Here is a 15,693-nt window from a genome sequence, read left to right as displayed (position 1 = left end):
TTGTGATCTGATTAACAATAAATTTACAGTATAAAATTTTATATGTTATTAATCAGTTTGTTATGGTTTTTTGTTGTCTCGGCTGGTACTTTTCAGGTGCAGAAACCGGTTGCGTCATGGCAGGATAGGCGCTAATTATTAACTTATTAATAAACATAAGAGTGCGATGTTGAGGGTATGTGATGCATGATTCGTTAACCATTGCGTTGTTGCAGGCGCGGGAAGCGGCGATGGGCCATTTCCGACCGATCGTTAAACGCCATAATCTCACCGAGCAGCAGTGGCGTATTGTGCGCATCCTTGCGGAAAATCCGTCGATGGACTTTCACGATCTGGCGTTCCGCGCCTGCATCCTGCGCCCCAGCCTGACCGGTATTCTGACCCGTATGGAGCGCGACGGTCTGGTGCTGCGTCTCAAGCCGGTCAACGATCAGCGCAAGTTGTATATTTCGCTGACGCCGGCGGGCTACACGCTGTATGAAAGCGCGCAGGCGCAGGTGGAAGAGGCCTATCGCCTGATTGAAGCGCAGTTCACCAGTGAAAAGATGCAGCAGCTGACCGCGCTGCTGGAAGAGTTTATTGCGCTCGGCAACCGTCAGGGCGCCGGGCGCAGTGATGAAAGTGATGAGGAAGAGTAGATCAGCGCATCGTTCGGGGGTCGGCCAGCGCGATAAGGGTTTCGGTTCTGGCGGGAGAGAGCGGTTCGCGCGGCTGCGGTAGCGGCCAGCCGTACAGCCAGCGGGCGGTGGTCGCGCAGGTTTTCCCCTGACAGGCGCCCATTCCGCAGCGGCGGGTCAGTTTTGCCTGGTGCCAGCTATCGGCATCGGCTACTTCGCCGCAGCGCACATCTTCACAGCGGCACAGCAGGCTATCCGGCGTGGAGGCGTTTTTCAGGCTCTCTGCCAGGGTGAATGTGCGGTTGACCGCCTGAGCAAATGTCTGCCAGCGCTCGCGACGGGCAAAGTGGGCCTGGGCGCAAGCCTCGGCGTCAGCTGCCGCAAAGCCGGCAATTTCACCCTCTGCCAGCGCCAGTTCGCTGCCACCGAAGCCGGTGCATTCGCCCGCGGCGTAGATGTTGGCGACGCTGGTCTGCTGCCAGCGATTCACCGCTATTGCCTCGTCAGCTATCGTGCAGCCGAAGTGCAGCGCGGTTTCAATATTGGGTACCAGGCCGTAACCGATAGCCAGCCGCTGGCAGGCGATTGTCCGCTCTACGCCGCGAGCATCGCGCAGCGTAATGGCTTCAAGCTGCGTCTCGCCATGGGCGCGAATCACCTGACTACCGCTGAGATAGCGTCGCGGGGCGAGGGTGGCCAGCTGGCGAAGTTTTTCCGGCCAGCGCCACAGGCTGCTGCCAAAACGCAGTAAGGCGCTGAGCGGGGCCTGCTCAACAATTTGTCGAACTTCACCTCCGCTTTTTTTCACCGTTGCGGCCACCGCCAGCAGCAGCGGACCGCTGCCGGCAATCACCACCTTTTGCCCCCGCAGCGTCAGACCGTGTTTAATTTGCGCCTGTAACCCCCCGGCGCCGGTGACGCCGGGCAGCGTCCAGCCGGGGAAAGGCAGCGAGAGTTCGCGTGCGCCGCAGCAGAGGATCAGTTTTTGCCATTCGACAACCCCGCTGTCGTCGGCGGTTTCGAACAGGACGCGATGTGCCGAAGGGCGGGCGATAAGCCGGGCGCCGTTCAGCGAGGTGATGTTTTTCTCCGCGGCAACGGCTTCCCGGTAGCGGCGTGCCAGAGCAGGGAGCTGCACCTGCGGACCCTCGCGCCAGATCTGCCCGCCGGGGCGCGGATTATCGTCGAGGATCACGACCTGCTTACCGCAGGATGCGGCCGCCAGCGCGGCGGCGAGACCCGCCGGGCCGGAGCCGAGAATCAGAATGTCACAACGCAGGGTTTGCATGGCAGCTCCTTTCAATCGTCATTCCGGGCTGGCACAGCGTCTGGCAGGCCAGTACCCGCCGTCCGTTGACGGTCACCCGACACTCCTGGCAAATGCCCATGCCGCAAAAAGGGGCGCGGGGCTGGCCGCCGACGGCTATGCGTGTGGTGGGATTCGCCGTCAATGACAGCGCTGCCGCGACGCTGATTCCCACCGGCACATCGCGTTTTTCACCTTCAATCATCACCGGGATAGTCTGGCTCATGCGATAGCCTCTTTTTTCAGCAGGCGGGCCGGGAGCCACGCGTCGGGGGCTAACGGACTGCGTTCGCCCAATAGCTGGGCGACGAGTAGCGCCGCGCTGGCGGGGGCGGTGGTGACGCCGAGCCCTTCATGACCCAGCGCCAGCCACAGACCGGGACGTGACGGGTGGGGACCAATCAGAGGATTTCCGTCCTCTGATGCGGCGCGAAAGCCGCTCCAGCAGCGGATAATATTCAGCCCGGCGAGGGGGGGGCAGGAAGTGCCGGGCACGGTCGAGCATCTGTGCCAGCAGCGGCAAATCCAGCTGGCGTTCTGAGTGATCAAACTGCCGCGAAGAGCCGATCAGCAGCTGTCCGGTGGGGCGCGGCTGCACGTTAAACGCCACCGAGGTGCCGCCGCCGTGGGCGCTGGCGCCGTAGCCCAGTTCGACCAGCTGATGATGGAGTAACGGGCCGTAGCGGTCGGTGATCGCCAGCTGACCTTTCTTGGGCCGCAGCCAGTTTTCCCCCAGCAGCCCATTGGCGCCGAGGCCGCAGGCGACCACGATAGCCGGCGCCCGCAGCCGTTTTCCGCTGGTCAGCGTCACCGCCGGCTCGGCGATTTCCGTGGCGCCTTCGCTGAGACAGGTCAGGTTGTCTCCCGCGTCGGCGATAAACCAGCGCGCGACTTCAGGGGCATAGACGATACCGTCGCCGGGCACCCACAGCCCACCCTGCAGGCCGGCACGCAGCAGCGGTTCTCGCTGCATCAACTGTGTGGGGGTCTGCATCTCGCTGGAGACCTGATATGCGGCCATTCGCCGCTGCTTCTCCCGGGCAATCTCCAGCTCCTGGGGAGTTTCCGCCAGCCACAGAGTGCCGCAGCCGCGCCAGGCGCAGCGCTCGGGCATCCGCGGCGTGAGGGTGCGCCAGCATGCCAGTGACCAGGCGGAGAGCGCGAGTTCGGCGGGATCGTCATCCATACACACCAGATGGCCCATGCCGGCTGCAGTGGCGCCCGGCTGGCGATCGTCGAGCAAAATCACTTTTTGCCCGCGTTTCGCCAGCTGCCATGCGCAGGCGGCGCCGACGATCCCGGCACCGATCACGATGACATCGCCGTGGTTCACGACACGATCCCCCAGCAGAAGGGATCGTCCGGGTTGAGGATCAGCCGGGTATCGCCGCAAACCCAGGCTTCGCCGCGGATCGTCGGAATGATACCGGCGTCGCTGCGCGTATAGCTGGCGGTAAACTGACTGCCGATAATACTGGCCTGGCGCCAGAGTTCGCCGGGCTGCAGCTTGCCATCTTCGGCCAGACAGGCCAGTTTGGCGCTGGTTCCGGTGCCGCACGGCGAGCGATCCCAGGCTTTCCCCGGGCACAGTACGAAACTGCGGCTGTCGGCATCGGCGGCGTCGGCAAAGAGTTCGATATGGTCGATTTCGCCGCCGTCATCGCCGCGGATCCCGGCGGCTTCCAGCCCTGCACGTACGGCCCACGCATACTCGGTAAGCTGCGGAATTTGGGCGGGTTCGAGGGTGAAGGGATGATCGTTGATGAGGAAAAACCAGTTGCCTCCCCAGGCAATATCACCGGTGACGGTTCCCACCGATGTGCTGACGCTGAGCTGTTTTTTACCGCGCCGGGCCGGAACATTCTCCACCGAGATGCTGCCATCTTCATGTAGCGTTGCGCTGACGTTGCCCACCGGCGTTTCAATCAGATGGGTGCCAGGCTTGATGCGACCAAGCCATGCCAGCGAAGCGATAAGCCCGATGGTGCCATGCCCACACATGTTCAGAAAGCCGGCATTGTTGAAGAAAATCACCCCGGCGGTTGCCTGCGGTGAGACCGGCTTGCACAGCAGCGCCCCCACCAGCACATCGTTGCCGCGCGGCTCCAGGATAACCGCCTGGCGCCAGCGATCGAATTCGCGGGCGAAACGTTCGCGGCGCTCCGCCATGCTGCCGTTACCGAGATCCGGAAAACCGTCCACAATCAGGCGGGTCGGTTCGCCGCCGGTATGAGAATCAATGGCTCTGAGTTCAATGGGGTGACGTGGCGCAGTCATGGCTATCTCCGGAGGTTAATGATTTGTTTCATCATGCTGGCGCAACAGACCGCCTCCGGCTTGAACGCTTTCGCCAGAGAAAATGACGAAATCGGCACAATAAACGGCGGCGCCTGTTTATGAATGACATAGTTATTTCTTATTAATCATTCGCTTATTGCTGTGGTAAACCGAAAGTCGCGATCGCGCCAGCGGCGTACTCAGGGGAAAATATAAACCGGAGTCAGGATCGCAAAACGCGGTATTGCCGCTTGATGTGTTACCAAAAGGTGAATAAATATCCTCCCGTCACCCGCCATGAGGAAGCCTTATGTTCTGTGTTACTGCTGCTGCTTCGGAGCACGCTCCGGTTGAGGATACGGATCTGGCCGTGGATGAGCTGAGCCAGATTTGCGAAGGGCTGGCGCGCCAGCGCCCGGAAAACATGCCATCGTTGCTCAATGCGCTGGCGCTCATCGCGCCGCTGCTGAACGCGATTCCCCATGTGGTTTTTTTTATCAAAGATGCCCAGGCGCGCTACCTGCTGGCGAACCTGACGCTGGCTCGTCGCTGCGGCTTTAAAAGCGTCTCCTCGCTGTTAGGCAAAACCTCGGCCGACGTCTTTCCATCGGCGCTGGGGCAGGGCTATACCGAACAGGATCTGCGGGTGTTGAGAGAGGGGGTGACCCTGCGCGACCAGCTCGAAATGCACCTCTATAACGGGCGTGAACGCGGCTGGTGTCTGACGCAAAAGCTGGCGCTGCGCGATGTTCACGGCCAGGTGATCGGCATGGCAGGGATCTCGCACGATCTTCAGGAGGCGCATGCCCGACATCCTGCCTGGCAGCGGCTGGCGATCGTCGATGATCATATTCGTCGCCACTACCATCGCCCGATCACCATGGAAGAGCTGACCGGGTTAAGCGGCATGTCCGTGGCGCAGATCGAACGCTATTGCAAACGGATCTTTCACCTCACGCCGCGGCAAATGATCCACAAGGTCCGCCTCGAAAAAGCCACCGAGCTGCTGGCGGGAGAGACGCCGATTACCGATATTGCGCTGCAGTGCGGCTATACCGATCACAGCGCCTTCAGCCGTCAATTTAAAGCGATGACCGGCTCCACGCCGCGCGATTTTCGCCTGACGCTGGCGGGATAATCGTCGGCTCACACTTTTTGCGACTGTGCTAATTTCGTCATCGTATTGGAAGAAAACCGACAAGCCGCCGGGTCCATGAAACGTCAATCTGTCAGTGAAAATTCACCATTCATTCACTTTGACTTAACAAAATGACGACAAGGAACCGAGCATGAGCAAAAAAGCGATTCACTGGAGCGGCGTATTTCCGGCAGTCAGCACGCAGTTTCGTCAAGATTACTCCCTCGATTTAGATGCCACCCATGCGGTGATGAAAAACCTGGTCAGAGACGGCGTCTCCGGGCTGGTGGTGTGCGGCAGCGTCGGGGAAAACACCTCGCTGACAACCGAGGAAAAACTGCAGATTATTGAAGTGGCGAAGGATGCGGCGGGCGGCAAAATTCCGGTGATCGCCGGGGTCGCCGAGTTCACTACCGCGTTTGCGCAGAAGATGGCGAAAGAGGCCGAGCGCGTTGGCGTCGACGGAATTATGGTGATGCCGGCGCTGGTCTACTCCTCGAAGCCGCACGAAACCGCCGCCCACTTCCGCAGCGTGGCCACCGCCACCGACCTGCCGATTATGGTTTATAACAACCCGCCGATTTACAAGAACGATGTCACGCCAGATATCCTCGCCACCCTCACCGATTGCGACAATATCGTCTGCTTCAAAGACTCATCCGGGGACACCCGTCGTTTCGTCGATCTGCGTAACACCGTCGGCGACCGCTTCGTGCTGTTTGCCGGGCTGGATGATGTGGTGGTGGAGAGCATCGCCGTGGGCGCGGAAGGGTGGATTTCCGGCATGTCGAACGCTTTCCCGCGCGAAGGCGAAACCCTGTTCCGTCTTGCCGCACAGAAACGCTATGACGAAGCCATGGCGCTGTATCGCTGGTTTATGCCGCTGCTGCACCTCGATGCGCGTCCGGATCTGGTGCAGTGCATCAAGCTGTGCGAAGAGCTGCTGGGACGCGGCAGCGCCGTCACCCGTCCGCCGCGTCTGGCGCTGGAAGGGGAGACCCGTCAGCAGGTGGTGAACATCGTGGAACAGGCGCTGGCGACGCGTCCTGTGCTGCCGGACGTGGGCCTGTGAGGCGGGGAGCGACGATGAGCGAAACAGAAATGACGGTGGGTCGGCAGTTTATCGCCGGGCGCCGCGTCGCCAGCGGCGAAGCCACGCTCCTCAGCCTGAAGGCTGCGGACGGCGAGGCCACCGGCCACCGTTTTTATCCGGCCTCCCGGGAGGAGGCCGCACTGGCGGCGCAGGCGGCGGCGCAGGCTTTTGCCGCCTATTCCGGAACCTCGCCAGAGACGCGCGCGCGCTTTCTGGAGACCATTGCCGATGAACTGGACGGGCTGGGCGAGAGCTTTTTTGCCATTGCCCATGCTGAGACCGCGCTGCCGCTGGCGCGTTTACAGGGCGAGCGGGCACGCACCAGCGGTCAGCTGCGGATGTTTGCCGGTCTGTTACGCCGCGGCGATGTTCTGGGGGCGCGCATTGATACGGCGCTGCCGGCGCGTCAACCCTTACCGCGAGCGGATCTGCGCCAGTATCAGGTGGCGCTTGGCCCGGTTGCGGTATTCGGCGCCAGCAACTTTCCGTTGGCCTTTTCTACCGCCGGCGGCGATACCGCCTCGGCGCTGGCGGCCGGTTGCCCGGTGGTGGTTAAGGCTCATCCCGGACATATGGCAACTGCAGAGCAGACGGCGCAGGCCATTGTGCGGGCGGTGGAGAAATGCGCCTTGCCCGGCGGGGTGTTCAACATGATTTTTGGTACCGATATCGGGGCCGAACTGGTGCGCCATCCGGCGATTCAGGCGGTGGGATTCACCGGCTCGCTGACGGGGGGGAAAGCGCTACTCCAGCTGGCGCAGCAGCGCCCGCAGCCAATCCCGCTGTTTGCGGAAATGTCGGCGATTAATCCGCTGATTATTCTGCCCCAGGCGCTCGCCGCGCGCGCGGCGTCGCTGGCCAAAGATCTGGTGGCGTCGTTTACCCTCGGCGGCGGGCAATTTTGTACTCGCCCAGGGTTGATTCTGGCGCTCAAGGGCGAAGGGCTGACGCGCTTTACTGCCGCGTTATGTGAACAGGTTCAGGCCGCGCCCGCTCAGGTTCTGCTCAATGCGCCGACCCTGCAACACTATCGCGCCGGTGTCGAGACGCTCGACGCCTGTCCGGGTGTGCAGCGGCTGGCCAGCGGTGAAGCGGCCGGCGGCCCGCGGGCGCAGGCGTTGTTGTACCTGGCGACGGCGGAGGCGTTCATGGCGCCGGATAGCGTGCTGCAAACCGAGGTGTTTGGCCCGCTGTCGGTACTGGTGGAAGTGGCGGACGAGACGCAGATGATGGCGCTGGTCAGTACGCTGCAGGGACAGCTGACGGCGACGCTGCATGCCGATGCGGACGATCGTCCCCTGGCGGCGCGTCTGCTGCCGCTGCTCAGCGATAAAGCCGGACGGGTGCTGTTCAACGGCTATCCCACCGGCGTGGAAGTGTGCGATGCGATGGTGCACGGCGGCCCCTGGCCGGCCACCACCGACGCGCGCGGCACATCGGTTGGGACCCGGGCGATCGAACGTTTTCTGCGGCCGGTTTGTCTGCAGAACGCCCCTGCCGCGTTGCTGCCGCCGGCCTTGCAGGATGCTAACCCTTTAAACCTGCTGCGCCTGGTGAACGGCCAGTGGACCCGGGAAGCGATTTCCCCCTCATGTTGACGGAAGGGCATCACGATGACTATTCACACTACGCATAACAGTCAAACCCGCGTTGCTGAGTCGGGTAAGTTTAAAAAGCAGCTGACCTTAACCGATCTGACGTTTATTGGCCTGGGGGCGATTTTTGGTTCCGGCTGGCTCTTTGCCGCCAGCCACGTCGCGTCGATTGCCGGGCCCGCCGGGATCGCCTCCTGGGTGATCGGCGGCTTTGCGGTTTTGCTGCTGGGCATCGTTTACTGCGAACTGGGGGCGGCGCTGCCGCGCGCAGGGGGGATTATCCGTTATCCGGTCTTTTCGCACGGTGAGCTGATGGGGTATCTGCTCGGCTTTATTACGCTGATTGCCTTCTCAAGCCTGATTTCTATCGAAATTGTCGCCGCCCGTCAGTATGCCGCCGCCTGGTTCCCGGCGCTGACCCAGCCGGGATCCAGCTCGCCGACTCTGCTGGGCTGGGTGGTGCAGTTCCTGCTGCTGTGCTTTTTCTTTGCGCTTAACTACTACAGCGTCAAAACCTTTGCCCGCTCGAATAACTTTATCAGCGTGCTGAAGTTTCTGGTGCCGCTGCTGGTAGTGATTACCCTGTTCACCTTCTTTAAGCCGGAAAACCTGCATACTCAGGGGATTGCGCCGTTTGGGATGTCCGGGGTGGAAGCGGCGATCAGCGCCGGCGGGATTATCTTTGCCTATCTGGGGCTGACGCCGATTATTTCCGTTGCCAGCGAGGTTCAGCATCCGCAGCGCACGATCCCGGTGGCGCTGATTCTGTCGGTGGTGCTATCGACCATTATCTATGTGCTGCTGCAGCTGGCGTTTCTCGGCAGCATTCCGACGGAAATGTTAAGCGGCGGCTGGGCGGAAGTGAGTAAACAGTTCTCGCTGCCGTATCGCGATATCGCTATCACTCTCGGTATGGGCTGGCTGGCCTTTATGGTGATTAGCGACGCGATCATCTCCCCGAGCGGCACCGGCAATATTTACATGAACGCCACGCCGCGCGTTATCTACGGTTGGGCGAAAGCCGGAACCTTTTTTAAAGCCTTTACCCACATTGATAAAGAGTCCGGCATTCCGCGTCCGGCCCTGTGGTTGACCTTCGGTCTGTCCATCTTCTGGACGCTGCCGTTCCCCTCCTGGGAGCAGCTGATCAGCGTGGTCTCGGCCGCGCTGGTGTTGAGCTATGCGATCGCGCCGGTGACCGCCGCAGGGCTGCGCCGTAACGCGCCGGATCTGCCGCGTCCCTTCCGCGTGCGGGCGTTCGCGATTATTGGACCGGTGTCGTTTATGATCTCCGCGCTGATCGTCTACTGGTCCGGCTGGACCACGCTCTCCTGGCTGCTGGGGCTGCAAATCGTCATGTTTGTGGTCTACATCCTGTGCAAAGGCAAAGTGCCGGTACATACCGTCAGCCTGGCGCAACAGGTGAAATCCTCGCTGTGGCTGATCGTCTTCTATGCGCTGATCATGCTCTTTTCCTGGTTGGGCAGTTTTGGTGGTACTAATGAGATAGCTCACCCCTGGGATACGGTGCTGGTAGCGGTGATGTCGCTGGGAATTTATTACTGGGGCGCGCGCAGCTGTCTCCCCCAGGCTAATTTTAGCGGAGACGAAGAAGAGTAGAGGAGAAGGTCATGGAAACGGTAACCCTGTCGTTACCCGAAGCTTATGCGCTGGCGATGCGGGCGCTGAGCGCTAATGGATTCAGCGAGGATCACGCGGCGGCGGTAGCACGCAACGTCACCGGCGGGGAGCGTGATGGCTGCGCTTCCCACGGCCTGTGGCGGCTACTGGGGATCGTGGACACCCTGCGTAAAGGTAAGGTCTCCCCGGATGCCGAACCGCAGATTGACGATCGGGCGCCGGGGATTGTGCGCGTCGATGCCGGCGGCGCGTTTTCGCTGCTGGCGTTTGAGCGGGCACTGCCGCTGCTGGTGGAGAAGGCGCGCCGCAGCGGTATCGCCGCGCTGGCCATCAACCGCTGCGTGCATTTTTCGGCGCTGTTTGCCGATATCGAACCGTTGACGGATGCCGGCCTGGTCGGGCTGGCCTGCACGCCGGGCCATGCATGGGTGGCGCCTGCAGGCGGCAGCCTGCCGCTGTTTGGCACCAATCCTGTCGCCTTTGGCTGGCCGCGGGGGGATAAGCCGCCGTTTATTTTTGATATGGCCACCAGCGTGGCGGCGCGCGGCGAGATTCAACTGCATCAACGTGCCGGGAAAGCGTTGCCGAAAGGATGGGGGATTGATCGTCAGGGCCAGCCGACTACGGACGCCGGAGCGGTGCTGGCCGGGGCGATGCTGACCTTTGGTGGCTATAAAGGATCGGCGCTGGCGGCGATGGTCGAGCTGCTTGCCGGGCCGCTGATTGGCGACATGACCAGCGCGGAATCGCTGGCGTGGGACGGTGGCGCGGGCGGGCTACCCTACGGCGGCGAGCTGATTCTGGCGCTGGATCCGCAGCGGTTCCTCGGTGCGGAGGCTGATGCACATCTGGCTCGCGCGGAGACGCTGTTTAACAGCATGCAGGCGCAAGGGGCGAGACTCCCGGGCGAACGGCGCTATCTCTGCCGCCAGGAGAGTGAATGCCAGGGCGTCACCATTAGCCGTTCGTTGTTTGATGAGATTTCCGCGTTGAGCGAGTAGTTGAACCGCCCGCGGAGTTATCGGGGCCTTGGGCGACAGGAGAGCGGTGGTTTCTGGCAACCGAATAAGACGTCAGCCGCTAACCGTAAACGTCATCAGAACAAGGTGTCCAGCTCCTCGAGCACGTTGTACTCGTCATCCACCAGCAGCAGGGTTTTCCACTTATCGAAGGTCAGACACGGATGAGAGGTGCCAAACAGCACAATATCGCCGACCTGCACATCGCAGCCCGGCGCCAGGCGCAGCATGCAGTGCTGATCCATAATCCCGACGCTGACTATCTCGTCGGCCTGCAGCGGTAATGCTTTGCCGTGGCGATAGTGGGCGACAGGCTGTGGGAGTCCGGCATCGAAGGCGCAGTCGCGCTTGCCGAAATTGACCACCGCGCGATCCGCCTCCGGGACCGACTGCACCATCGCCATCAGCTCCAGCGCAGAGGTCAGGTCGCCGCCGAGATCGCAGGCGATCGGATCGCGGGCGATCAGTTCCTGCCGGGCAATCTCATAGATCCCCATATCATGAGTGATGTAACAGCCCGGTCGGATCACCACCCGGCAGCGATCCGGCTTCTGTGCGGCCAGCCACACGTTGCACACCACGTCATACCAGACGGTCCCCGCGCCGGTCAGAATAAACTCACCCTCAACCAGCGGCGCCATCTGGCAGGCGAGCCCGGCGGCCTGACGCAGCAGCGCTTCAACCTGCGGCTGCGGATCGTCGCCGTGCAGCACCCCTTCGTACAGTTCCAGCCCGCGAAGCGTCAGGCCCGGTAGCGTGGCGACCTCCTGGGCCAGCGCCAGCGCCGCGTCCACGCTCCGGCAGCCGCAGCGCCCGCCGGGAACGCCCAGCTCAATGAGAACATCCAGCGTTTGCTGGCGCGCGCTGAAGAACGCCGACAGAGTGCGGGCATTCGCCAGGCTATCCACGCAGCAGAGAAAATCCACCGCCCGGTAGTGGGCCTTCAGTTGTGAAACCACCTGCATGTTGGCCTGACCGACCAGCTGATTGACCATTAAGACGCGCTCAATTCCGCTGGCCATCGCTGCGCTGGCCTGCCAGGCGCTTCCCACCCCGATACCCCATGCTCCCGCCCGCTGCTGGGCCTGAAAAATCCATGGCGTCATCGTCGTTTTCCCGTGCGGCGCCAGCGAGACGCCGCGGGTATCGGCATAGCGCTGCATCCAGGCAATGTTATTTTCCAGCGCTGTTTTTTTCACCAGCGCCGCGGGCAGGCAGACCTCTTCAGCCAGCAGGTTGGCCGGGCAGGCCATGACGGCGGATTTATGCGGGACAAGCGTATCGGAGTGGTATTTCATAACACTATCCTTTCAAGGTTCAGGTACGGGTTTTAGATGGGTATCATATATAACTTGTTGATATTAATTGTTTTAATACTTAAATATTATCCGTTGTGAATAAAAGTATCACAAAATGATCTGGGTTTTGCGTAGTTTTCCACTGTTTTTTCACCTTGTAAATGGTTAACTTGTCGGCATAGTCGAAAGGGAGTAATTGCAAATGAAGGTTGACTGGCTTTTCAAGAACGTCACGGTGATTGATGGAAGCGGCGGACCGCAGTATCGCGGCGACGTGGCGGTGAAGGGCGATCGTATTGTCGACATCGCGCCGGCGCTGAATGTGGCGGCTGACCGCGAGATTGACGGCGAGGGGCGCGTGCTGGCGCCGGGGTTTATTGATGTGCATACCCATGACGATATCAACGTCATTCGTATTCCGGAGTATCTGCCAAAACTGAGCCAGGGCGTGACGACGGTTATTGTCGGGAATTGCGGGATCAGCGCGGCGATGGCGACAATGCGCGGCGATGTTCCTGATCCGATGAACCTGCTGGGTGAACAGGCGCAGTTTATCTATCCCACCGTTGAAGCATACGCGCACGCTGTGGAAGCGGCCCGGCCGTCGCTCAACGTCGGGACGCTGATTGGTCATACCGCGCTGCGTAATAACCATATGGACGATCTGTTCCGTCCGGCAACGGAGGGCGAGATTGCCGGGATGCGCGTCCAGCTGCGCGATGCGTTACGCCAGGGAGCGCTTGGCCTGAGCACCGGGTTGGCCTATGCCAGCGCTTTCCAGTCCACCACCGAAGAGGTGATGGCGCTGGCGGAAGAGCTGGCGGCGGAGAAGGGCATTTATACGACCCATCTGCGTTCTGAATTTGAACCTATTCTGGATGCTCTCGACGAAGCGTTCCGCATCGGGCGTCACGGCAACGTCCCGGTGGTGGTTTCACATCATAAATGCGCCGGGGCAAAGAACTGGGGACGCACGCGGGAGACGCTGGCCTTCTTCGATGAGATGCGCCAGCGCCAGGAGATTGCCTGCGACTGCTACCCGTATTCCGCCAGCTCCTCAACGCTGGATATGAAACAGGTCACCGATGAGTTCGATATTGTGATCACCTGGTCGGAATCCCGGCCGGAACAGGCGGGAAAAACGCTTAAGCAGATTGCCGATGCGTGGCAGATGAGCCTGCATGAGGCGGCGGCGCAGCTGATGCCTGCCGGGGCTATCTACTACAACATGGATGAGCAGGATGTCCGGCGGGTGATGCGTTATCCCGTCACGATGATCGGCTCCGATGGGTTGCCCAACGACCCGATGCCGCATCCGCGTTTATGGGGCGCTTTTCCCCGGGTGCTTGGCCATTACAGCCGTGATGAGCAGCTGTTTCCGCTGACCACGGCGATTCACAAAATGACCGGCCTGTCGGCAGCGCGCTTCCGGCTGGCGCAGCGCGGGCTGGTGAAAGTCGGTTATTTTGCCGATCTGGTGCTGTTCGATCCGCTGACGGTGCGTGATGTGGCCAGCTTCTCCGACCCGAAACAGCCCGCGGAAGGGATCGAAGCGGTGATGGTGAACGGCATCATGAGCTACGGTAGCGATAAAAAAATTACCGGGCGCGCAGGGCGTTTCCTGCGTCGCCAGATGGACTAAGGAGCGGAATATGAGTATCAAACGTTATGGCGTTGAAGGCGGGACCGGAACCGGCGGGCAGCATCTGCCCTTCGCGCGGGCGGTTGAAGCCGGGGGCTGGCTGTATGTCTCCGGCCAGACGCCGATGAAAAACGGGGAAGTGGTAGAAGGCGGCATTGTTGAGCAGTCGCGGCTGGCGATTCAGAACTGCGTCGATATCATGACCGAAGCAGGCTACAGCCTGGCGGATGTGGTGCATGTGAAAGTGATTCTGACCGACTCACGCTATTTCCAGTCATTCAATAAAGTGTTCCGCGAGTTCTTTGCTGAGAATCCCCCCGCACGCATTTGTTGCGTTGCCGATCTGGTGGTGGATTGTAAAGTCGAAGTGGATGTGACCTGCTATAACGTCGCTCGCGTGTAAATAAGAATTCCCCACCGCCGGGTGGGGAGTGACCCATAAAAATGTGACAATCGTGCCAAATTGACTCCATCAATCGGCGCGAGCAGGGTTGCTTTGCCTTTTTTCTGGCATCGTTACGATTAACTCATAATATTCAGCGGTACGAATATTATTTATTACGCCTGGATGTGAGCAATGAATAATATGTCATTCCTGATTTGGTTTTCTGTTTATGCCTGCGCCATGATTACCTTAGGTTGGTATGTTTCTCGCAAGCAAAAAAACGGTGATGATTTTTTACTGGGCGGCCGCTCTCTGCCGATGTTTCTGACGCTGGGTTCGACGGTGGGCACCATGGTCGGCACCGGTTCGAGCGTGGGTGCCGTGGGCTTTGGCTACAGCAACGGCTGGGCGGGGATGCTGTATGGCCTCGGCGGCGCGGTGGGCATTTTACTGGTCGCGTGGTTATTTGCGCCGGTACGTAAATTTCGCTTTATGACTATGAGCGAAGAGATGTCCTATTATACCGGTGGCAGTAAAATTATTAAAAACCTGGTAGCGATCCTTATTTTTATTGCCTCAATTGGCTGGCTTGGCGCGCATATATTAGGTGGCGGGCTCTATCTGGCATGGGCCAGCGGTATTGATATTAATGTCGCCAAAGTCATTATCGCGCTGGCATTTGTGGTTTATGTCGGTATTGGCGGCTATTCCGCGGTCGTCTGGATCGATACGGTTCAATCGATTGTGCTGTTCGTGGGTTTTATTTTGATGGCGATTTTTGCCGTCCAGCACGTGGGCGGCTGGAGCCATATTCAGCAGGCCGTCGACCCGGCAGCACAGAGCCTGTTTGCCGTCGATAAACTCGGGGTGCTGCCCGCGCTCTCGCTGGCGATCGTCATTGGCGTGGGCGTCCTGGCGACGCCGTCCTATCGTCAGCGTATCTACTCGGCGAAAACCGTCTCCTCCGTGCGCCAGTCCTTCACCATCACCGGACTGCTATACCTCGGTTTCTCCTTCCTGCCGGCGATTATCGGCATGGCGGTGTGGACCATGAATGCGAACCTCGAAAACAGCGGTTTTGCCTTCCTGTTTGCCACTCAGGTGCTGCCGCCGGTGCTGGCGATGGCGATCCTGATTGCCGGGATGTCGGCCAATATGTCCTCCGGCAGCTCTGATGCGATTGCCGCGGTGTCTATTATGCTGCGCGACCTCTATACCCTTGTGACCGGCCATATGCCCGCGCCGGAGAAAGCGATTCGTCTGTCGCGAATGTTCCTCGTGCTGGTTATTGCCCTGGCGCTGGTGTTTGCGCTGACCTCTAACGACATCATCAGCTACATCACCAAAATGATCTCGATGATCATGTCCGGCATGTTCATCTGCACCATGCTCGGCCGTTTCTGGACGCGCTTTAACTGGCAGGGGGCGGTAGCCGCTCTGGCTGGTGGGGCTGGGGCATCGGTGGCAGTGCTGATGAACAGCGACTGGCTGGCCTTCTGGGGCAATCCGTGTATCCCGTCGGTACTCACCAGCCTGGTCGCGTCGGTGGTGGTGACGTTGATCACGCCGGCCAGCAGCATGAGCCGGGAAGAGGCGCTGGAGATGATCACCCGCGAACGTGAAAGCCGTCCGGCGGCACCGCCGCTGCCGATTGGCAAACGCCATCCGTCGCAGAGCTAAGG

13 protein-coding genes and 2 pseudogenes are annotated in these 15,693 nt (G+C 60.5%); 9 read left to right on the top strand and 6 right to left on the bottom strand.

From position 1 onward, the window contains the following. Nucleotides 1-182 precede the first annotated feature (182 nt). Nucleotides 183-638, top strand: a complete 456-nt coding sequence (hpaR, locus tag ROR01S_RS14395; protein ID WP_004857572.1) for a homoprotocatechuate degradation operon regulator HpaR — start codon at nucleotides 183-185, stop codon at nucleotides 636-638. Nucleotide 639: 1 nt separating this feature from the next. Here hpaR and ROR01S_RS14390 read toward each other — a convergent pair whose 3' ends face one another. The 4 genes and pseudogenes from ROR01S_RS14390 to ROR01S_RS14375 all read right to left on the bottom strand — a co-directional run bounded on the left by ROR01S_RS14390 (nucleotide 640) and on the right by ROR01S_RS14375 (nucleotide 4,200). Further along, nucleotides 640-1,905 (bottom strand): FAD-dependent oxidoreductase, encoded by a 1,266-nt coding sequence (locus ROR01S_RS14390; RefSeq protein ID WP_048024215.1) that lies wholly within the window; start codon nucleotides 1,903-1,905, stop codon nucleotides 640-642. Then, a complete protein-coding gene (locus ROR01S_RS14385; protein ID WP_015585206.1) occupies nucleotides 1,886-2,149 on the bottom strand; it encodes a 2Fe-2S iron-sulfur cluster-binding protein in 264 nt (87 codons plus the stop codon). Before ROR01S_RS14385 ends, ROR01S_RS14390 begins: the two co-directional genes overlap by 20 nt. Then, a pseudogene (locus ROR01S_RS14380) lies at nucleotides 2,146-3,256 on the bottom strand (NAD(P)/FAD-dependent oxidoreductase). The gene ROR01S_RS14385 and the pseudogene ROR01S_RS14380 overlap by 4 nt, the downstream one beginning before the upstream one ends. Then, nucleotides 3,253-4,200 carry a 4-hydroxyproline epimerase gene (locus ROR01S_RS14375; RefSeq protein WP_064359601.1) on the bottom strand — a complete coding sequence of 316 codons (948 nt, stop codon included), beginning with the start codon at nucleotides 4,198-4,200 and terminating at the stop codon, nucleotides 3,253-3,255. The pseudogene ROR01S_RS14380 and the gene ROR01S_RS14375 overlap by 4 nt, the downstream one beginning before the upstream one ends. 310 nt (nucleotides 4,201-4,510) lie before the next feature. Between ROR01S_RS14375 and ROR01S_RS14370 the strand changes: the two genes are divergently transcribed. From ROR01S_RS14370 to ROR01S_RS14350, 5 genes are all read left to right on the top strand, one after another. After that, nucleotides 4,511-5,338, top strand: coding sequence for an AraC family transcriptional regulator (locus ROR01S_RS14370; protein WP_004857578.1), 828 nt, complete (start codon nucleotides 4,511-4,513; stop codon nucleotides 5,336-5,338). A 151-nt stretch (nucleotides 5,339-5,489) separates the two neighbouring features. Then, a complete protein-coding gene (locus ROR01S_RS14365) occupies nucleotides 5,490-6,410 on the top strand; it encodes a dihydrodipicolinate synthase family protein (protein WP_004857580.1) in 921 nt (306 codons plus the stop codon). A gap of 14 nt (nucleotides 6,411-6,424) precedes the next feature. Then, complete coding sequence (locus ROR01S_RS14360; RefSeq protein WP_064359600.1) at nucleotides 6,425-8,029, top strand: aldehyde dehydrogenase (NADP(+)); 1,605 nt, start codon at nucleotides 6,425-6,427, stop codon at nucleotides 8,027-8,029. A 15-nt stretch (nucleotides 8,030-8,044) separates the two neighbouring features. Further along, nucleotides 8,045-9,646 (top strand): APC family permease, encoded by a 1,602-nt coding sequence (locus tag ROR01S_RS14355; protein ID WP_004857583.1) that lies wholly within the window; start codon nucleotides 8,045-8,047, stop codon nucleotides 9,644-9,646. An 11-nt stretch (nucleotides 9,647-9,657) separates the two neighbouring features. After that, nucleotides 9,658-10,668, top strand: a complete 1,011-nt coding sequence (locus ROR01S_RS14350) for an Ldh family oxidoreductase (protein WP_032716520.1) — start codon at nucleotides 9,658-9,660, stop codon at nucleotides 10,666-10,668. 95 nt (nucleotides 10,669-10,763) lie between these two features. On the opposite strand, the gene ROR01S_RS14345 is transcribed toward ROR01S_RS14350, so the two are convergent. After that, nucleotides 10,764-11,984, bottom strand: a complete 1,221-nt coding sequence (locus ROR01S_RS14345) for an amino acid deaminase (protein WP_015585202.1) — start codon at nucleotides 11,982-11,984, stop codon at nucleotides 10,764-10,766. Nucleotides 11,985-12,063: 79 nt separating this feature from the next. Then, nucleotides 12,064-12,209 (bottom strand): annotated as a pseudogene (locus tag ROR01S_RS27255) (hypothetical protein). Between ROR01S_RS27255 and ROR01S_RS14340 the strand changes: the two are divergent. The 3 genes from ROR01S_RS14340 to ROR01S_RS14330 all read left to right on the top strand — a co-directional run bounded on the left by ROR01S_RS14340 (nucleotide 12,187) and on the right by ROR01S_RS14330 (nucleotide 15,691). Beyond that, entirely contained in the window at nucleotides 12,187-13,626 is a 1,440-nt protein-coding gene (locus ROR01S_RS14340; RefSeq protein ID WP_048024221.1) for an N-acyl-D-amino-acid deacylase family protein, read from the top strand. The pseudogene ROR01S_RS27255 and the gene ROR01S_RS14340 sit on opposite strands and share 23 nt — an antisense overlap. A 10-nt stretch (nucleotides 13,627-13,636) precedes the next feature. After that, nucleotides 13,637-14,029, top strand: a complete 393-nt coding sequence (locus ROR01S_RS14335) for a RidA family protein (RefSeq protein ID WP_004857591.1) — start codon at nucleotides 13,637-13,639, stop codon at nucleotides 14,027-14,029. A gap of 174 nt (nucleotides 14,030-14,203) precedes the next feature. Continuing rightward, nucleotides 14,204-15,691, top strand: a complete 1,488-nt coding sequence (locus ROR01S_RS14330; RefSeq protein WP_004857593.1) for a sodium:solute symporter family protein — start codon at nucleotides 14,204-14,206, stop codon at nucleotides 15,689-15,691. Nucleotides 15,692-15,693: the final 2 nt, after the last annotated feature.

The sequence above is a fragment of the Klebsiella ornithinolytica NBRC 105727 = ATCC 31898 genome (genome assembly GCF_001598295.1).
Taxonomy (GTDB): domain Bacteria; phylum Pseudomonadota; class Gammaproteobacteria; order Enterobacterales; family Enterobacteriaceae; genus Klebsiella; species Klebsiella ornithinolytica.
The sequence above is the reverse complement of the archived record's forward strand: the minus strand, read 5'-3'. Positions and strand labels throughout refer to the sequence as shown.